The sequence below is a fragment of the Salmonella sp. SJTUF15581 genome (assembly GCF_043356775.1).
GTDB classification, from domain to species: domain Bacteria; phylum Pseudomonadota; class Gammaproteobacteria; order Enterobacterales; family Enterobacteriaceae; genus Salmonella; species Salmonella enterica.
This window is the reverse complement of the sequence record NZ_JBEUJY010000007.1, coordinates 223667-241341: the sequence shown is the minus strand read 5'-3', so window position 1 is coordinate 241341 and position 17675 is coordinate 223667. Positions and strand designations below refer to the sequence as shown.

Below are 17675 nucleotides of genomic sequence, written 5' to 3'. Positions count from 1 at the left end.
TCTCCTGAAGGAACGTTGAAGACGACGACGTTGATAGGCCGGGTGTGTAAGCGCAGCGATGCGTTGAGCTAACCGGTACTAATGAACCGTGAGGCTTAACCTTACAACGCCGAAGATGTTTTGGCGGATGAGAAGACGATTTTCAGCACTGATTCAGAGTTGAGTACGCAATAATTTGCGCAGCAGCAAGGCGGCAAGCGAAGGAAAGGAAGGAGCATACAGAAGTATGTGACTGAGTTTACGAGCGCAGGCAACGCCGCTGATGCGATAAAGAATTGCGTACTGAGCACAAAAGAATTTGCCTGGCGGCCGTAGCGCGGTGGTCCCACCTGACCCCATGCCGAACTCAGAAGTGAAACGCCGTAGCGCCGATGGTAGTGTGGGGTTTCCCCATGCGAGAGTAGGGAACTGCCAGGCATCAAATAAAACGAAGGGCCCTGTCGGAAGACAGGGCCTTTTGTTTTATCTGTGGTCTGTCGGTGAGCACTCTCCTGAGGAGGAGAAATCCGCCGGGAGCGGATTTGAACGTTGCGCAGCAACGGCCCGGAGGGTGGCGGGCAGGACGCCCGCCATAAACTGCCAGGCATCAATTTAGTGAAGAAGCCCATCCTGACGGACGGGCTTTTTTGCGTGTGTGGTAACTGTAAAAATGTAGGCCTGATAAGCGCAGCGCCATCAGGCAACCTGCACCGCCGGATGGCGGCTCCGCCTTATCCGGCCTACAGGAATATCCCGCCTACGAAGCTGGTGCTCTTGTAGAACCGACAAGAGCACAACCCACCCAATCGTTAACGATGAACTATCCTTTACACGTGCTTATATAAGCAGTGAGGATTTTCATTGGCTATCAAACCTTTTAACTACCAGCAGGACTTTTCCAGCATCGACTTCCGCCAGCAGCCTGAATTGTATCAGGTTGGACGAGGCGAGCAGGGGGTGCTACTGGTTGAGCCCTACAAAAGCGAAATTCTTCCTTTCTGGCGCTATAAAGATGAAGCATCGGCGATGAAATCCGCAGAGCAGATCTACCAGTTGTTCGAAGCTTACCGGCAGCAGGATGATTTCGTTGGTATGGACATGGCGCGTAAATTTATTCAGATGGGATACACCCGCGCCAGGCGATACGCTAACTATAAAGGCGGTAAAAAGTATGCCGAAGACGGCAGCCTGAATACACGGGGTAATGATCCTATTAAGGCCGCGGCGGCAACGGTTTTCAAAGGTTGGTGGGATAAAATCCGTCAGGACGAAGACTATCTGAAACGGAAACGCCAGCATCAGGCACGGTGGGGATAAAAATTAGCAAACAAATAATTAACACTTTATTTACTTTTGGGTCTCGCGTAATCTGAATCTCCAAAATAAAAGGCCGATTAAGCCTGGCAACAAGGAGAACAGTATGGCAGAAATTATTCAGCGTATAGATAAAAACAACGCTGAGGCTCCGGAGATGCGGCGACGCATATGGGCTATCGTGGGGGCCTCTTCCGGAAACTTAGTGGAATGGTTTGATTTCTACGTCTACTCTTTCTGCTCGCTCTATTTTGCACATATCTTCTTTCCTTCTGGTAATACCACTACTCAGCTTTTGCAAACGGCAGGCGTCTTTGCCGCCGGTTTTTTAATGCGGCCTATCGGTGGTTGGCTGTTTGGACGCATTGCCGATCGACGCGGGCGCAAAGCCTCAATGTTGATTTCGGTGTGCATGATGTGCATGGGGTCGCTGGTGATTGCCTGCTTACCTGGTTACGATACCATCGGCACCTGGGCACCGGCGCTGCTACTTATTGCAAGGTTATTTCAGGGGCTCTCGGTAGGGGGAGAGTATGGGACCAGCGCGACATATATGAGTGAAGTTGCGCTTGAAGGTCGTAAGGGATTTTTCGCGTCGTTTCAGTACGTTACGCTTATCGGTGGCCAACTACTGGCATTGCTGGTCGTTGTGATTTTGCAGCAGGTTCTGGAGGATGCTGAGCTTCGTGCCTGGGGATGGCGTATTCCCTTTGCGCTGGGCGCCGTGCTAGCGGTTGTGGCGTTATGGCTACGTCGCCAGCTGGATGAAACCTCGAAGCATGAGACTCGCGCATTAAAAGAAGCCGGTTCGTTGAAAGGTTTGTGGCGTAATCGCAAAGCCTTTTTGATGGTGCTTGGTTTCACCGCGGCAGGCTCGCTGTGCTTTTATACCTTCACCACCTATATGCAGAAATATCTGGTAAATACAGCAGGTATGCATGCCAATGTCGCCAGCGGCATTATGACGGCTGCGCTGTGTGTTTTCATGTTGGTGCAGCCGTTATTCGGCGCGTTATCCGATAAGATTGGCAGGCGCACCTCTATGCTATGTTTTGGCGCACTCGCGACGCTTTTCACCGTTCCAATTCTCTCCGCGTTGCAGAATGTGACGTCGCCTTATGCCGCATTTGCTTTAGTGATGTGCGCGCTATTGATTGTGAGTTTCTATACCTCGATTAGCGGGATCCTGAAAGCGGAGATGTTTCCGGCGCAGGTTCGCGCCCTGGGCGTCGGTTTATCTTACGCGGTAGCAAATGCGTTATTTGGCGGCTCTGCGGAATATGTCGCGCTGTCGCTAAAATCTGTCGGTATGGAGAGTTCGTTCTTCTGGTATGTTACCGCGATGGCCGTTCTGGCTTTCCTGGTTTCGTTGATGTTGCACCGTAAAGGAAAGGGCTTACGCCTTTAGTATCGCGCCATTTGCCAGATAGCGTAACCGGTTGTCGCGCCAGCGACATCCCAGACAAAATCTTTCCAGCTCCAGCCGCTGCCTTCCGGGCGGCTGTCCCAGAGTTCTTTTGAGGCTCCGAGACTCAAAGAAAACATCAGCCCTATCGCTGCGCTGCGATCAGGGCTTACTCCCTGATGGCGCGCATACTCATTACCGGCTGCCGATAGCATCGCTGATGCCATAAAATGTTGGGCTTTATCCCGACCGCTCCAGTGGTCGTTAGCCAGATGGCTGCACCCGGAGAGAAACAACACCGCAAAAGGAATCAACACGCGCACCAGTTCACTCCTAAGAGAAAACCCCGTACAGGACGGGGCTTCGATTACAGGATACGGCTAATTAATCTGTCGATGCGGATCCGGCGCAGACGGCGAATCAATTTACGCACTTTTATCGGATAGTCGGCAATGCTCTGCAGGTCACGATAATGTTTTACGATGGTTGTGTGCGTTCGGATAAGTTCCAGCTCTTTTTCCCGCTGAGGGGCAAGCTCTTGCTTAGGATCGTGGATCAGAATGGCGTTTTCCAGATCCAGACGCCAGGCGCGAGGATTCAGATTGTTGCCGGTGAGTAGCATCCATTTATCATCTACCCACATCCCTTTCAAATGATAGGTATTGTCGTCATCTTTCCACAGACGCACCACAAGCTGATCGGTATTGACGTAATACTGTAAACGGCTCAGGAAGCGGCGCAGGTTAATCTCATAGAGATAGGGTAACGCGCCAATGATCTTGAACGGTTCATCTTCCGGAATGTAAAAATCATTCGCGGTTTTATCGCCAACAATGATTTCGACTTTCTTTCCGTCGCGCAGTAGCTGAATAATATTCCGCACCAGTACCGCTGGTAGATTGAAGTAAGGGGTACAAATGGTGAGCTTATGCTCCGCACAGGGCATGAGATGGAAAATGGTTTTGTTCAGCAGACTGGATTTTCCAAGCCCGACCAGCGGCGTAACGGAGAGCTGCTCGTCATTAGCGTCACCCTGAAAATGATATGACGCATCACGCAGCTCCTGACGGTATAAGCGGATATCGTTTTTAATCTCCGGGCTTTTCGGACGCTGGGTATTATCCAGACGATTCACACCACGGCCATTCATCAGATTTTGCGTCACCCAGTCAAACATGATGTCTGCCATTTGCCGATTGCGAATCAGCTGGTAGCGATCGTAGCGATATTTGTCATGCTGATGGAGATAGACATCGTTCAGGCTGGCGCCGCTGTACAGGACGCTATCATCAATGATAAAGCCTTTAAAATGCAGTACGCCAAGCGCTTCTCGCGTATTAATCGGTACGCCGTAAACCGGGACATCAATGCCGGGGTTTTCCTGCGCCAGTCGGCAATACCAGTCTGCATTGGTATTCGAGGCCGCTGCGCCAATGCGCCCGCGTTGCGCGCGATGCCAGTCGACCAGCACCCTCACGTCCAGTTCAGGACGCTGCCGTTTAGCCGCATAGAGCGCGTCGAGTATACCTTTACCCCCATCGTCCTGTTCCAGATACAGGGCAACGATACAAATACGCTGCGTCGCGCTGGCGATTTTCTCCAGCAGTGTCTCCCGAAAAGTAGCAGGAGTATAAAAGAAATCTACATCATCAACTGACTGAGAAATCTTAGGGAGTTGGGCAAGGTGTTGTTGATGTTTATTACGCTTAAATTTTGACAACATCACAGTGCATTTCTTCTCTGTTCATTGAAGGGTCCTCTGTGCTATGCAGACGACATAAGCGAGCAATAATAACATCAGTACCCGTTAAAGTGGTCAACATTTCCAGTACATTACTCACGATTCATCACATTTGGCCAGATTCAGCGTCAATCCCACGATGCCCTCTTCGAGCTGAATATCGACCTGAAATCCCAGTTTTCTGGCCAGCGCGACCATGCCGCGATTGTTCGGCATCGTAATACCGTTCAGCCGCTTCAATCCGTGATCGCGAGTATAGGCAATCAATTTCTCCATTAAACGGCGTCCTAAACCCAACCCTTTGAGATCTGAACGCACCAATACGGCAAATTCGGCATCTACGTTGTCAGGATCGGAGATCGCGCGCGTTACGCCGAGGATCTCTTCAGCATTGTCCATCCGCCTCACGGCCACAAAGGCCATTTCTCGATCGTAGTCGATCTGCGTCATGTTGGCTAAATCTTCATGGGTGAATTCGTTGATCTCGCTGAAATAACGGTAGTAAAGATCCTCTTTGGTGACCTGGGCGATGAATTGTCGCAGGTGGGGCTCATCTTCCGGCAGGATAGGACGGAACAGGCAGCGATCGCCATTTTTCATCTCCACCCACTCTTCAAGCTGGTGGGGATAGGGGCGTACCGCAAGTCGACTTTCGTTATCGCCATCAAACGGGGCAATATCCAGCGTCACATCCAGCGCGGTAAACTCACTGGCGGAAGCCAGCAGCGGATGGATATCCAGACGCTGAATTTCCGGGCAGTCGACAATCAGGTTTGAAACCTGGACCAGCAATTGGCTTAAACCGACAATATCCAGCGGACGCAGCGCGCTACGGGCGCGAATTTTCCGCTGTTTAATGCCCTGAATCACCAGATAGCGCGCCAGATTCATGTTGAGCGGCGGCAGCGCGACGACAGCCTGCTCTTCCGGACGCCACTCTACGCCGCCTTCACCCAACATAATCAAAGGACCAAACACCGGATCGTGCTCGACCACCACACGCAGCTCCTGCGCGCCGGCGCGGTTAGCCATGCTTTGTACCAGCAAACCGTGAATCCGCGCCTGCGGCCAGGCCATCTTTACACGATCGAAAATGGCGTTCGCGGCCTGTTGTACCTCGCTTGCGGTCCGCAGGTAAAGCATGACCCCCTGAACTTCAGATTTATGCGGAATGTCGGGCGAGCGCAGCTTGAGAGCTACCGGATAGCCTATCTGTTCGGCGATATGCACCGCTTCAGCGCTGTCGCTGGCAATCCAGGTTGGGAGCGTATGCAGCCCATAGGCGTGTAAAATCGGCTGTACTTCATGGGTATCCAGTGAGGTGGCGCCTTCCGCAATCGCCCGCTGTAACAGATTATGCGCCTCAGCGGTATTGGACGTCAGGTTACTCGGCAGCGCTGGCGTTTCCCGCAGTTGCTTCTGGTTACGCCGGTATTCCACCATATGCATAAACGCGGTAATCGTGCCTTCCGGCGTGCGGTAGGTTGGTAATCCGGCTTCGCTGAATAGCCGTCTTGCTTCCTGAGATGAGAACTCGCCGCACCAGTTTGTCAGCAGCGTAACAAACTTGCCTCTGGGGTGGCGCTTAATCGTCTCGATCAGAGCATGGGCGCTTTCCGTACCCGGCGCGGCAGCGCTGGGAGAGTGGATAACCATAAGCGCGTCAAAATCCTGACTGGCGAGCAGGATATCCAGCGTTTTGACGTAATGTTCGCTGCTGGCGTCATCACACAGATCCAGCGGATTGGCAATATCAATGTGCGCGGGAAGCGCCTGCCGTAGTTGCAGGCAGGTCTCTTCGCTCAACGTCGCCAGCTTGCCGTTACGCGACCACAACTCATCTAACGCCAGCGCGGCAGGCGCGGCGCCATTGCTGATAATCATCAGTCTATCGCCGCGTAGCGGACGCATATGACTCAGTGTTTCGACGGCGGAAAAAAGCTCGTGCGTATCCTGGACTCGCAGCAGGCCTGCGCGCTGGATGGCCGCATCCCACGCAGGGTCCATTCCCGCGCTGGTATTAAGTAAACGCTGGGCAGCCGGGCTTCGGCCGCTTTTAATCACCAGAATCGGTTTGTTACGTGAAGCGCTACGGGCGGCGGAAACAAAACGGCGGGCGTCGCTTAACTGTTCCAGATAGAGCAAAATCGCGCTGGTCTTGCTGTCGCGTGCCAGATAGTCCAGTAGTTCATCGACATCAATATCCAGGCTATCGCCCAGCGCGATAAAGTAGGAAAAGCCCATTTCACGCTGTTGCGCCCAGTCAAGAATAGTATTGGAAACGGCGGCAGACTGGGAAATAAAAGCGAGCTTGCCCTGTTTAATCGGGACGGGAGAAAAGCTGGCATTCAGCCCTTGCCACGGCGCGAGGAGCCCAAGACTGTTTGGACCCAGCAGACGCATTTTATAATGCCGGGCACAGGCAAGAAGTTCTTCATGTTGCGACGTGGGAGCAGAAAGGATAATGCACGTTTTACACCCTTTCGCGCCAAGCGCGTCCAGTAACGCCAGGTTACGGCTGGCGTTAGTGCATAAAATAGCCAGATCGGGGGTGAAAGGAAGACTGGCGATATCCGGCCAGGCCATGACGCCTAAAACGGCTTTCCAGGCGGGCGTCACGGGAAGGACGGGGCCATTGAATCCGCCCGCCAACAAGTTACGCATCATCAGGTAACCCGCGCGGTGGGGCTTCATTGATGCGCCAATCACCGCGATCGATTTTGGTCGCAGTAGCGCTTCCAGTCCTTGCTGGCTCATACCGGTTTCCCTTACACAGAAGTGACCGGATAATTTTAAACGCTTTCGCTATTTTATGCTGTGACGTTTCCCGGATGTTGCGTTTTTCCTGCCAGATAGCGCGTTTTAAAACGGGTAAAATGTTCACCTAAACCGGTTGCCGCCTCGGTATCTCCCGCCAGATCTAACAACGCTATGGCGACTTCGGCGGTACAATATTGCCCTTCGGCATGGATTTCACGCAGACGATAAGCTGAAAGACGCGATAAATCGACGGAAATGACCGGCAGATGATCCAGATAAGGGCTTTTACGAAACATTTTACGTGCTTCGGGCCAGGTGCCGTCCAGCATAATAAACAGCGGCGGTTTCCCGGCGGGCGGGGTGGAAATGACCTCGCGCGCTTCGCCGGCGTAGGACGCAGGAAAGACCACTATCGGCTGATAATCCGGATGCTGTACCAGCTCCAGCAACGCCTGCGGCGGCTCGGTACGCGACCACTGAAACGCCGCGGTATCCGGCAAAATATCGGCTATCAGCCGGCCGGTATTGCTGGGTTTCATCGGTTCAGTGTCAAACATGACCAGACAAAAACGGCTTTTCGCCTGAGAAGGCGTTAACGTATCACACAGGCAAGATTTTAGCGGCAGCAGGCAGCGTTGACAGCGGCGAACCCGATTGCCTCTGGCAAGAAAAGGGCGTGTAGCGCGCGCAAGCCGTTCGGCGCGTAACTGAAGGACAGCGTTATTGGTCATAGAAAGCGTTTGCGGAGAAAAACGCTATTGTGGCAGAGGTGAAAACGGGGCACAAGATGCGCCCCGTGGCGTTTACAGCGCTTCGTTCAGCCAGCTGTCGAAAGGCGCTTTAGGCACTGCGCCATTAAGCATATCGACCACCTGTCCATGTTTAAAAATCATAATCGTCGGGATGCTGCGGATACCGAAACGGGCGCTGAGTTCCCGTTCCGCCTCGGTATTTACTTTGACGAAACGGACTTTACCGCTGCGCTCTTCTGCGACATCCTCGAAGATTGGCGCAAAGTTACGGCAAGGGCCGCACCAGGGGGCCCAAAAGTCGATCACCACTGGAAGATCGTCCTTCAACAGTTTGTCCAGCGTTTCGCCGGTCGCATTAATGACTTCTCCGTCAAACAACTCATGACCGCAGCGTCCACATTTTGCCGCGTCCTGAAGCCGATCGTCGGGGATGCGGTTAATGGCCTGACAATGGGTACAAACGGTGTTCATAGCTAACCTCTGAATACGTCGGAAGACGTCCCGCTACGCGCGGGATGTTTCTATAATGTTACATATTATCGAGGAGTCTGTGCTAAACAACAATGTGTTTTATTCAATGAGTACAATAGTCGCAAGCTTTTAAACGAAATCATGGCTAACCGGATGCACATCGGGTAATCTTCGCGCTTCGCGCAGCGCTGGTGGAGAAAAGCATGAACGATGAATTAAAAAACAAAAGCGGCAAAGTCAAAGTGATGTATGTCCGTAGTGATGATGACTCTGATAAACGCACCCATAACCCGCGTACCGGGAAAGGGGGAGGCCGCCCAGCAAAGTCTCGCACTGACGGTGGACGTCGCCCCGCCCGTGATGAGCGAAATAATCAGAGCCGTGACCGTAAACATGAAACTTCGCCGTGGCGCATCGTGTCCCGCGCGCCAGGCGATGAAACGCCTGAGAAAGTCGATCATGGTGGTATTAGCGGTAAAAGTTTTATCGACCCTGAAGTTTTGCGTCGCCAGCGTGCGGAAGAGACACGCGTCTACGGCGAAAATGCCTGCCAGGCGCTATTCCAGAGCCGTCCTGACGCCATCGTGCGCGCATGGTTTATCCAAAGCGTGACCCCGCGTTTTAAAGAGGCGCTGCGCTGGATGGCGGCGAATCGTAAAGCCTACCATGTGGTGGATGAAGCCGAACTGGCAAAAGCTTCCGGCACCGAGCACCACGGCGGCGTGTGTTTCCTGATTAAAAAGCGTAACGGTACGACCGTTAAGCAATGGGTAAAGCAGGCGGCGGATCAAGACTGCGTGCTGGCGTTGGAAGATGTCGCTAACCCGCATAATCTGGGCGGCATGATGCGTAGCTGCGCGCACTTCGGCGTGAAGGGCGTGGTGGTACAGGATGCGGCGTTGCTGGAGTCCGGCGCGGCGATTCGTACTGCGGAAGGCGGGGCGGAGCATGTCCAGCCGATTACTGGTGAAAGCATTGTTGACGTACTGGATGATTTTCGTCAGGCGGGGTACACCGTGGTGACGACGTCCAGCGATCGCGGTCAGGCGCTCTTTAGTACGACCCTGCCGGAAAAGATGGTGCTGGTCTTAGGCCGTGAATATGACTACCTGCCGGAAGCGGCGCGCGAACCCGACGATCTGTGCGTGAAAATTAACGGCACCGGGAACGTGGAAAGCCTGAATGTGTCGGTTGCGACAGGCGTGCTGCTCGCCGAGTGGTGGCGACAGAATAAAGCGTAAGGGCTGCAGCCCGGTGACGCAACGCGCGCCGGGCCAATGATGTACTTCCTACCGCCCGGTCAGACAAGGCGCTTTCGCGCCGTTATCCGGGCGATAAAACGGCGAGTCGCCAACGTTATTCACTCTCAGCCGGTAATACTGGCGTCCAGTCGATAGTTTTCTCGCCGTGTTGTTCCAGCCATTGGTTCGTTAGCGCAAAATGGTTACAGCCAAAAAATCCGCGGTGCGCAGAGAGTGGCGAGGGATGCGGAGCTTTCAGAATATGGTGGCGCTGTGGATCAATAATCGCGCCTTTCTTCTGGGCGTGCGAGCCCCACAGCAGGAAGACGACCCCTTCGCGGTGTTGGTTAATCAGGCTTATCACTTTATCCGTAAAGGTTTCCCACCCCAGGCTGGCATGAGAATGCGCCTGGCCTGCCCGTACCGTGAGCACCGTATTCAGTAACAGTACGCCCTGGCGCGCCCAGCTTTCCAGATAACCGTGCGCGGGGCGAACAAAGCCGGGAATGGAGGCTTCCAGCTCTTTGTACATATTCACTAATGACGGCGGGGGAGCGATCCCAGGACGCACGGAAAACGCCAGACCATGTGCCTGGCCGGGGCCGTGGTAAGGATCTTGTCCCAGGATCACCACCTTAACGTCGCCCAGTTCCGTGAAGCGAAAGGCGTTAAACACATCTTTTTGCGGCGGGTAGACCGTGATACCCGACTGACGCTCGCCAGCAACAGTGTGAAGCGTATTGATAAAGTAAGGTTGCTGTTTCTCATCAGCCAGCACATCGTGCCAGGTTAACTCAGTCGCCATCTCGCTCTCCTGCGAATTTCCAGTTCCCTTAGCTTAACTGCTTCTTTCTGCAGTGCAAAATCCTGCGTGCTACAAAAACGGTTACCTACAAAAGATAGTTGAAAATTTATGTAAAAAGTTTATAGGTCTGAATGGTGTAAGTTGATGTAAAACAATAAATTCCCTTCATCACCATTTTTATGGTGTGGTTTTTATTGATTTAAATCAAAGAATGAAGGGTGATCGAAGGGTATATATACACTCAAGCAACAATGGTTTTACCAATTGGCCGGGATTAGGCCGACCGAAATCAAATAATTTTGCCTGGGGAGGCATCACATGATTACAGGTATCCAGATTACTAAAGCCGCTAACGACGACCTGCTGAATTCCTTCTGGCTGCTGGACAGCGAAAAAGGCGAAGCGCGCTGCATCGTTGCAAAATCCGGCTTTGCTGAAGATGAAGTTGTGGCTGTCAGCAAACTGGGCGAGATTGAATACCGTGAAATTCCGATGGAAGTTAAACCGGAAGTACGCGTTGAAGGCGGTCAGCATCTGAACGTTAATGTTCTGCGTCGTGAAACTCTGGAAGATGCGGTTAAGCATCCGGAAAAATACCCGCAGCTGACTATTCGTGTTTCTGGTTATGCGGTGCGTTTTAACTCCCTGACGCCGGAACAGCAGCGCGACGTTATCGCTCGTACCTTTACCGAAAGCCTGTAAGGCTTATCCGGTAATAACAAGCGGAAGAGGCCGGGCCTTTTCCGCTTTTGTTTTATTTGGGTCAGTAAAAAATCCGCACCGCGCAGTACACCAGCAGTAACGCCAGAATGATATTTAACTGGCGACCATAATGGCGAAACGCCCGCTGAAACAGATGTCCCGCCAGCGCCCAACACACATTACCGAACGTGCCGATCAATGCCAGCAATATACTGACGCCGATGACCCAGTTCAGCGCCTGCGTTTGCGGTAAAACAAATGTAGACAGAGCGGTAACGCCGTACAGAATAATTTTGACGTTCACAAACTGCAGGCCAAAGCTTACCCAAAAGCCAACCGGTTTTGGTCTGACATTCTCATCCGCCGCTGGACTGGTGGCAATTTTCCACGCCAGCCACAGGATATACGCAGCCCCCACCCAACTGAGTAAATGAATGATTGCCGGATCGATAACCGCAAGGGAAAACGCGATCCCGGCGCACAGCAGCATGACGACCAAAAATCCCAGACTCATACCTGCCAGTACACGAATACTCTGCCGAAAACCATGTGCAGTTGCTGCGCTAAGCGCGAGAATATTGTTAGGGCCGGGGGTAAGGGCGGTGATTAATGTATAAGTCCAGAAAGCGCTTAAAAGCATCGGTGTCACTTGTCATCTCCTCTGTTTTAGCAGACAGTACCCGATATGAAATATTTAAAAAAATGAATGTTTTTTAATTCTGAATTCGAGATTTTCGATAGGTTGGTGGTTATGGATCTGCGTCGGTTTATTACGCTGAAAACGGTAGTGGAAGAGGGCTCGTTTCTGCGGGCTTCGCAAAAGCTGTGCTGTACTCAGTCGACGGTAACTTTTCATATTCAACAGCTTGAACGTGAGTTTTCCCTGCAACTGTTCGAGAAAATAGGGCGCCGAATGTGCCTGACCAATGAGGGGAAAAAGCTGATGCCGCATATCCATGAACTGACGCGTGTGATGGAGTTGATTCGTGAAGCCGCAAGGCAGGATGCGGAACCCGGCGGAGAGCTGCGCGTGGCGACAGGTGAAACCTTACTGGCGTACAAAATGCCGCAGGTTTTACAACGTTTTAAGCTGCGAGCGCCGAATGTCAAATTGTCGCTACAGTCGCTGAATTGCTATGTGATACGTGATGCGTTGCTGAATGACGAGGTCGATCTGGGCGTTTTTTATCGCGTAGGTAATGATGACGCGCTCACGATGCAGCAACTGGGGGAGCAGTCGCTGGCGCTGGTGGCCTCTCCACTGCTACAGGATGCTGATTTTACGCAGCCAGATCAGCATATTCCCTGTAGCTTCATCATCAATGAACCGCAATGTGTCTTCCGCCAGCTGTTTGAAAGTACGCTACGGCAGAGGCGGATTACGCTGGAAAACACCATTGAACTGTGGAGTATTGAAAGCATTAAACAGTGTGTGGCTGCTAACCTGGGCATCAGCTTTTTACCACGTTTTACCGTTGAACGAGAACTTAGTACCGGTCAGTTGAAAGAGCTGCCGTTTGGCGCGCCGTCGCTATCGATCATGGCGCTGTGCGCCCATCATGCCGGGAAAGCGGTCAGCCCGGCAATGCAGATATTTATGCAGTGTATGGAGGCGTGTTTTACCGTGGAAGATAAAAAAATGCCGGGTTAACGAACCCGGCATTATCATCACTCTTCGCTGGATTGCTCCTGCATTTTCGTACCGCTTGGCTTGCGGCGCTTACCGATATTTTTTGTATCGCGGTGACGTTTCTTCACGCGCGGCTTCTCTTTTTCTTTCTCTTTTTTCTTCTCGGCGCGTTTCGCCAGCACTTTTTTCGACGGTTTGCCGGTCAGCTTTTCGCTTGGCGCACGCGTGGTCGGGCGAAGCTCATCAATGACGCGCGCTTTTAGCGGCTCTTCGATGTAGCGACCGATTTTCAGCAGCAACAGATGGTCGTGGGCTTCTACCAGCGAGATTGCAGTGCCTTTGCGACCCGCACGGCCTGTACGACCAATGCGATGCAGATAGGTATCGCCACTGCGCGGCATGTCGAAGTTAATGACGTGGCTGACGTCAGGAATATCAATCCCGCGTGCCGCGACGTCGGTCGCGACCAGGACGTTAACGCGACCGTCGGTGAGACGCTTAATACCTTCGTTACGTTTGATCTGCGCCATCTCACCTTCAAGATAGCAATTGTTGATCCCTGCCAGACGCAGCGTTTCAGCCAGTTCATGGACGCGTTCACGTTTACGTACAAACACGATAGAACGGGTTGCATCGTCTTGTTTTAGCAGGTGCTTCAACAGCGCAACTTTATGTTCGAAATTGTCGGCACGGTAGTACCACTGGTGAATTTTCTTACGCTCGCGGGTTGACGGATTGGCGGAAACCTCAACCGGGTCTTCCAGCAGACGCTCGGCAAAATCTTTAATCGCATCGCCTTCCAGCGTGGCGGAGAACAGCATCGTCTGTTTACGCCAGCGGGTCTCACCGGCGATATGCTCAATGTCCTGAGCGAAGCCCATGTCGAGCATCCGGTCAGCTTCGTCAAGGATCAGTGTTTCAACCGCCCGGCAGTCAAAGTTCTCTTCTTTTATATATTGCAGCAGACGGCCCGTCGTGGCGACCACGATATCCTGGTTTTCGCTAAACACTTCAGCATGGTTCATATAGGCCACGCCGCCGGTAATCGTGGCGATATCCAGATGAGTATGCTTAGCCAGTTCACGAGCGTGATCGGCAACCTGCATTGCCAGTTCGCGGGTTGGCGTCAGGATCAGAATACGCGGCGGCCCCGATTTTTTACGCGGAAAGTCGAGCAGGTGCTGCAACGCCGGCAGCAGATATGCCGCCGTTTTACCGGTGCCTGTCGGCGCAGAACCGAGTACATCACGGCCATCGAGCGCAGGCGGAATGGCGGCAGCCTGAATGGCGGTCGGGCGAGTGAAACCTTTATCCTGGAGGGCATCCAGCAGGCTTTCGTCGAGTTCAAGTTCGGAAAAAGTCGTTACAGTCATGTTCTACCTCTGTGTGGGGCGCTGATTATAGACGTTACGGCCGCAATCTTCATCTGTTTGTATGGATATCCCTTCTCAGGTATTGTTTTCACTCGGCGCTGTCGCCGTTTTTTGCAAGGTTGTTTTTACATGTCTCAGTCTGGCTCCGTTCTTCGTCGTAACGGATTTACGTTTAAACAGTTTTTCATCGCACACGATCGGTGTGCGATGAAAGTGGGAACTGACGGTATTTTACTCGGGGCGTGGGCGCCGGTCGCGGATGTAAAGCGAATTCTGGATATCGGTACTGGAAGCGGTCTGCTGGCGTTAATGCTGGCGCAGCGGACGGATGACAATGTGCCTATTGACGCCGTGGAACTGGATGCCGGGGCTGCCATGCAAGCGCAGGAAAACGTTGCTCACTCTCCCTGGCCGCATCGAATAACAGTGCATACTGATGATATTCAGTGTTGGGCGCCTCGCCAGACGGTACGCTTTGATCTTATTATCAGCAACCCGCCTTATTACGAACCCGGTGTGGAATGCGCCACGCCGCAGCGGGAGCAGGCGCGTTACACCGCTACGCTGGATCACCAGACGTTATTGGCTATTGCGGCGGATTGTATTACCGAAGACGGCTTTTTTTGCGTAGTCTTGCCGGAACAAATAGGTAACGCTTTTACGCAGCAAGCGCTCAACATGGGATGGCATTTGCGGTTACGTACTGACGTTGCGGAAAACGAAGCGCGCTTGCCGCACCGGGTTTTGCTCGCATTCTCCCCGCAAGCCGGGGAGTGCTTTAGCGACAGATTAGTAATTCGCGGGTCAGACCAGCATTATTCTGAAAGTTATACGGCGCTGACCCAGGCATTTTATCTGTTTATGTGAGGCGTTAACGGCGAAAGGAGCGATGGGCCTGATTCAGCCAGTTGTTGCGGATAATCCAGCGTAAAGTGCAGCCCCCGGCTCTCTTTACGCATCATCGCGCAACGCACAATCAGTTCGGCCACTTGCACCAGATTGCGCAGCTCCAGTAAATTATTCGAGACGCGAAAGTTGGCGTAATATTCGTCAATCTCTTGTTGCAACATAGTAATACGCCGTAGGGCGCGCTCCAGCCGTTTCGTCGTGCGCACAATGCCCACATAGTCCCACATCAGCAGGCGCAGTTCATGCCAGTTATGCTGAATTACCACCCGCTCATCGGCGTTCTCCACGCGGCTTTCATCCCAGGCGGGAAGGACGTCAACGCTGTGGACAGAAGGCATTCGCCTGTCGATATCCATTGCTGCGGACCAGCCGTACACTAAGCATTCCAGCAACGAGTTGGACGCCATACGGTTAGCGCCGTGCAGGCCGGTGTAACTGACTTCGCCAATGGCATATAAGCCGTCTACATCGGTACGACCATAATCATCGACGACCACGCCGCCGCAGGTATAGTGTGCGGCAGGAACAACGGGAATCGGTTCTTTGGTTAAATCCATACCCAAATCGAGCAGTTTCGCATAGATCATCGGGAAGTGCTGGCGGACAAAATCGTCAGGCTTGTGGCTGATATCGAGAAACATACAGTCTGCGCCGAGTCGTTTCATCTCATGGTCAATAGCGCGGGCGACAATATCGCGCGGCGCCAGTTCCCCGCGTTCGTCAACGTCCGGCATAAACCGTGAACCGTCCGGACGTTTAAGGTATGCGCCTTCGCCACGCAGCGCTTCGGTAAGGAGAAAATTACGCGCCTGCGGGTGATAAAGGGCGGTGGGATGAAACTGGTTAAATTCCAGATTAGCGACCCGACAGCCTGCGCGCCAGGCCATCGCGATACCGTCGCCGGAGGAAATATCCGGGTTAGTGGTATATTGATACACCTTTGAGGCGCCGCCGGTCGCCAGCACCACCGACTTCGCATGACAGGTTTCAACCCACTCTTTATTGCGATTCCAGATCCAGGCGCCGACGACCCGGCGAGGCCCCGGCAGACCCATTTTATCGGAGATAATTAAATCAACGGCGTTGCTGCGTTCCAGCACCTGAATATTAGGATGATTTTGCGCCCGACTGACCAACGTGGTTTCGACTTCCTTTCCGGTAGCGTCGGCGGCATGAAGGATACGGCGATGACTATGGCCGCCTTCACGCGTGAGATGATAGCTCTCCTTGCCGTTTGGCTGGACATGCGTATCAAACAGGACGCCCTGATCGATAAGCCACTGCACGCAGGTACGAGCGTTGCTGGCGACAAACTCCACCGCGTGGCGATCGCAAATTCCGGCGCCGGCAATCAGCGTATCTTCGACATGCGACGCAATACTGTCGGTTTCATCAAACACGGCGGCAATACCGCCCTGCGCATAAAACGTGGAGCCCTCGCTCACCGGCCCTTTACTCAGGACGATAACCTTATGCTTTTCAGCCAGACGCAGCGCCAGCGAGAGCCCGGCCGCGCCGCTGCCGATAATTAACACATCACAGGACAGTTCAGGAGTTGTCATCATGGTTTTTTGTTTAATTTACTAAACACGGTTGCGGCAGATTAGCACTATATGGCGCTAAAAAGCACGTGATGATTTCGCTGGTGTTGTGCTTATTAAACATAAAATAAAAATACGGCGAGAGATAAACGGCAAAAAATATTTTATAGGGCAGGGTGTTAGCGTCGGATTTTGTAGTGAAATAAAGATGCTGTTAGGTTACTCTGCAAACGACGAAATGGGCATTTCTGTACAGATAGTGCGTTGTTCAGCATCTGTAGACTTATAATGGAAGATAAGACCTGTCTACAACATGACAAACAAAAACAAATGCGTAACGGAACTTTACGAAACATAGACACTCTAACCTGTTGCTTGCTCATAGTGCGGCTTATGGAGTGGCGTTTCGAAAGCGCGTGGAAATTTGGTTTGGGGAGACATTACCTCGGATGAGCGAGCAGTTAACGGACCAGGTCCTGGTTGAACGGGTCCAGAAGGGAGATCAGAAAGCCTTTAACTTACTGGTAGTGCGCTACCAGCATAAAGTGGCGAGTCTGGTTTCCCGCTATGTGCCATCGGGCGACGTTCCCGATGTCGTACAGGAATCATTTATTAAGGCCTATCGCGCGCTGGATTCTTTCCGGGGGGATAGCGCTTTTTATACCTGGTTGTATCGTATTGCGGTCAATACCGCGAAGAACTACCTGGTTGCGCAGGGGCGTCGTCCGCCTTCCAGTGATGTAGACGCGATTGAAGCAGAAAACTTTGAAAGCGGCGGCGCGCTGAAAGAAATTTCGAACCCTGAGAACTTAATGTTGTCAGAAGAACTGAGACAGATAGTTTTCCGAACTATTGAGTCCCTCCCGGAAGATTTACGTATGGCAATCACCTTACGGGAGCTGGATGGCCTGAGCTATGAAGAGATAGCGGCTATCATGGATTGTCCGGTGGGGACGGTGCGTTCACGTATCTTCCGGGCGCGGGAAGCTATTGATAATAAAGTTCAACCGCTTATCAGGCGTTGACGATAGCGGGATACTGGAAAAGGTATT

General features: G+C 52.7%; 17 protein-coding genes and 2 rRNA genes. 10 read left to right on the top strand and 9 right to left on the bottom strand.

The window, feature by feature from the left end; all coding sequences use genetic code 11:
* From ABVN36_RS14700 to ABVN36_RS14685, 4 genes are all read left to right on the top strand, one after another.
* Positions 1-103 (top strand): 23S ribosomal RNA (locus ABVN36_RS14700); the annotation flags it as partial.
* Positions 104-301: 198 nt separating this feature from the next.
* A 5S ribosomal RNA gene (gene rrf, locus ABVN36_RS14695) occupies positions 302-417 on the top strand.
* A gap of 423 nt (positions 418-840) precedes the next feature.
* On the top strand, positions 841-1296 hold the full coding sequence (locus tag ABVN36_RS14690; RefSeq protein WP_000985653.1) for a DUF4385 domain-containing protein: 456 nt from the start codon (positions 841-843) through the stop codon (positions 1294-1296).
* A 103-nt stretch (positions 1297-1399) separates the two neighbouring features.
* On the top strand, positions 1400-2701 hold the full coding sequence (locus ABVN36_RS14685) for an MFS transporter (protein WP_000807814.1): 1302 nt from the start codon (positions 1400-1402) through the stop codon (positions 2699-2701).
* Here the strand turns inward: ABVN36_RS14685 and ABVN36_RS14680 are convergent.
* The 5 genes from ABVN36_RS14680 to trxC form a co-directional block, all read right to left on the bottom strand.
* A complete protein-coding gene (locus ABVN36_RS14680) occupies positions 2698-3021 on the bottom strand; it encodes a YfiM family lipoprotein (RefSeq protein WP_023138101.1) in 324 nt (107 codons plus the stop codon). The two genes, ABVN36_RS14685 and ABVN36_RS14680, sit on opposite strands and share 4 nt — an antisense overlap.
* Before the next feature lie 44 nt (positions 3022-3065).
* The gene (gene pssA, locus ABVN36_RS14675; protein ID WP_000949286.1) at positions 3066-4421 is read right to left on the bottom strand and encodes a CDP-diacylglycerol--serine O-phosphatidyltransferase; all 1356 of its coding nucleotides are present in this window, start codon (positions 4419-4421) and stop codon (positions 3066-3068) included.
* 114 nt (positions 4422-4535) lie between these two features.
* Entirely contained in the window at positions 4536-7196 is a 2661-nt protein-coding gene (pat, locus tag ABVN36_RS14670; protein WP_023138102.1) for a protein lysine acetyltransferase, read from the bottom strand.
* Positions 7197-7249: 53 nt separating this feature from the next.
* The gene (gene tapT / locus ABVN36_RS14665; RefSeq protein WP_023138103.1) at positions 7250-7930 is read right to left on the bottom strand and encodes a tRNA-uridine aminocarboxypropyltransferase; all 681 of its coding nucleotides are present in this window, start codon (positions 7928-7930) and stop codon (positions 7250-7252) included.
* A 72-nt stretch (positions 7931-8002) separates the two neighbouring features.
* Positions 8003-8422, bottom strand: a complete 420-nt coding sequence (gene trxC / locus ABVN36_RS14660; protein ID WP_001098732.1) for a thioredoxin TrxC — start codon at positions 8420-8422, stop codon at positions 8003-8005.
* A gap of 203 nt (positions 8423-8625) precedes the next feature.
* Here trxC and ABVN36_RS14655 point away from each other — a divergent pair, with 203 nt between their 5' ends.
* On the top strand, positions 8626-9663 hold the full coding sequence (locus ABVN36_RS14655) for a tRNA/rRNA methyltransferase (RefSeq protein ID WP_023138104.1): 1038 nt from the start codon (positions 8626-8628) through the stop codon (positions 9661-9663).
* A 115-nt stretch (positions 9664-9778) separates the two neighbouring features.
* Here the strand turns inward: ABVN36_RS14655 and ung are convergent, their stop codons facing one another.
* On the bottom strand, positions 9779-10468 hold the full coding sequence (gene ung / locus ABVN36_RS14650) for a uracil-DNA glycosylase (RefSeq protein ID WP_000179978.1): 690 nt from the start codon (positions 10466-10468) through the stop codon (positions 9779-9781).
* A gap of 318 nt (positions 10469-10786) precedes the next feature.
* Here ung and grcA point away from each other — a divergent pair, with 318 nt between their 5' ends.
* Entirely contained in the window at positions 10787-11170 is a 384-nt protein-coding gene (gene grcA, locus ABVN36_RS14645; protein ID WP_000627811.1) for an autonomous glycyl radical cofactor GrcA, read from the top strand.
* Positions 11171-11231: 61 nt separating this feature from the next.
* On the opposite strand, the gene eamB is transcribed toward grcA, so the two are convergent.
* A complete protein-coding gene (eamB, locus tag ABVN36_RS14640) occupies positions 11232-11819 on the bottom strand; it encodes a cysteine/O-acetylserine transporter (protein ID WP_023138105.1) in 588 nt (195 codons plus the stop codon).
* A 102-nt stretch (positions 11820-11921) separates the two neighbouring features.
* Here eamB and ABVN36_RS14635 point away from each other — a divergent pair, with 102 nt between their 5' ends.
* Positions 11922-12821: a LysR family transcriptional regulator gene (locus ABVN36_RS14635; protein ID WP_023245307.1), complete on the top strand. Its 900-nt coding sequence runs from the start codon at positions 11922-11924 to the stop codon at positions 12819-12821.
* Positions 12822-12838: 17 nt separating this feature from the next.
* On the opposite strand, the gene srmB is transcribed toward ABVN36_RS14635, so the two are convergent.
* Positions 12839-14173, bottom strand: coding sequence for an ATP-dependent RNA helicase SrmB (srmB, locus tag ABVN36_RS14630; RefSeq protein ID WP_000219174.1), 1335 nt, complete (start codon positions 14171-14173; stop codon positions 12839-12841).
* A gap of 129 nt (positions 14174-14302) precedes the next feature.
* Here srmB and trmN point away from each other — a divergent pair, with 129 nt between their 5' ends.
* Positions 14303-15040: a tRNA(1)(Val) (adenine(37)-N(6))-methyltransferase TrmN gene (gene trmN, locus ABVN36_RS14625; protein WP_023138107.1), complete on the top strand. Its 738-nt coding sequence runs from the start codon at positions 14303-14305 to the stop codon at positions 15038-15040.
* On the opposite strand, the gene nadB is transcribed toward trmN, so the two are convergent.
* Positions 15025-16647 (bottom strand): L-aspartate oxidase, encoded by a 1623-nt coding sequence (nadB, locus tag ABVN36_RS14620; protein ID WP_023138108.1) that lies wholly within the window; start codon positions 16645-16647, stop codon positions 15025-15027. The two genes, trmN and nadB, sit on opposite strands and share 16 nt — an antisense overlap.
* Before the next feature lie 264 nt (positions 16648-16911).
* Between nadB and rseD the strand changes: the two genes are divergently transcribed.
* Complete coding sequence (rseD, locus tag ABVN36_RS14615) at positions 16912-17076, top strand: rpoE leader peptide RseD (RefSeq protein WP_014344135.1); 165 nt, start codon at positions 16912-16914, stop codon at positions 17074-17076.
* Positions 17073-17648, top strand: coding sequence for an RNA polymerase sigma factor RpoE (gene rpoE, locus ABVN36_RS14610; RefSeq protein WP_000003307.1), 576 nt, complete (start codon positions 17073-17075; stop codon positions 17646-17648). Before rseD ends, rpoE begins: the two co-directional genes overlap by 4 nt.
* The last annotated feature ends 27 nt before the right edge of the window (positions 17649-17675 follow it).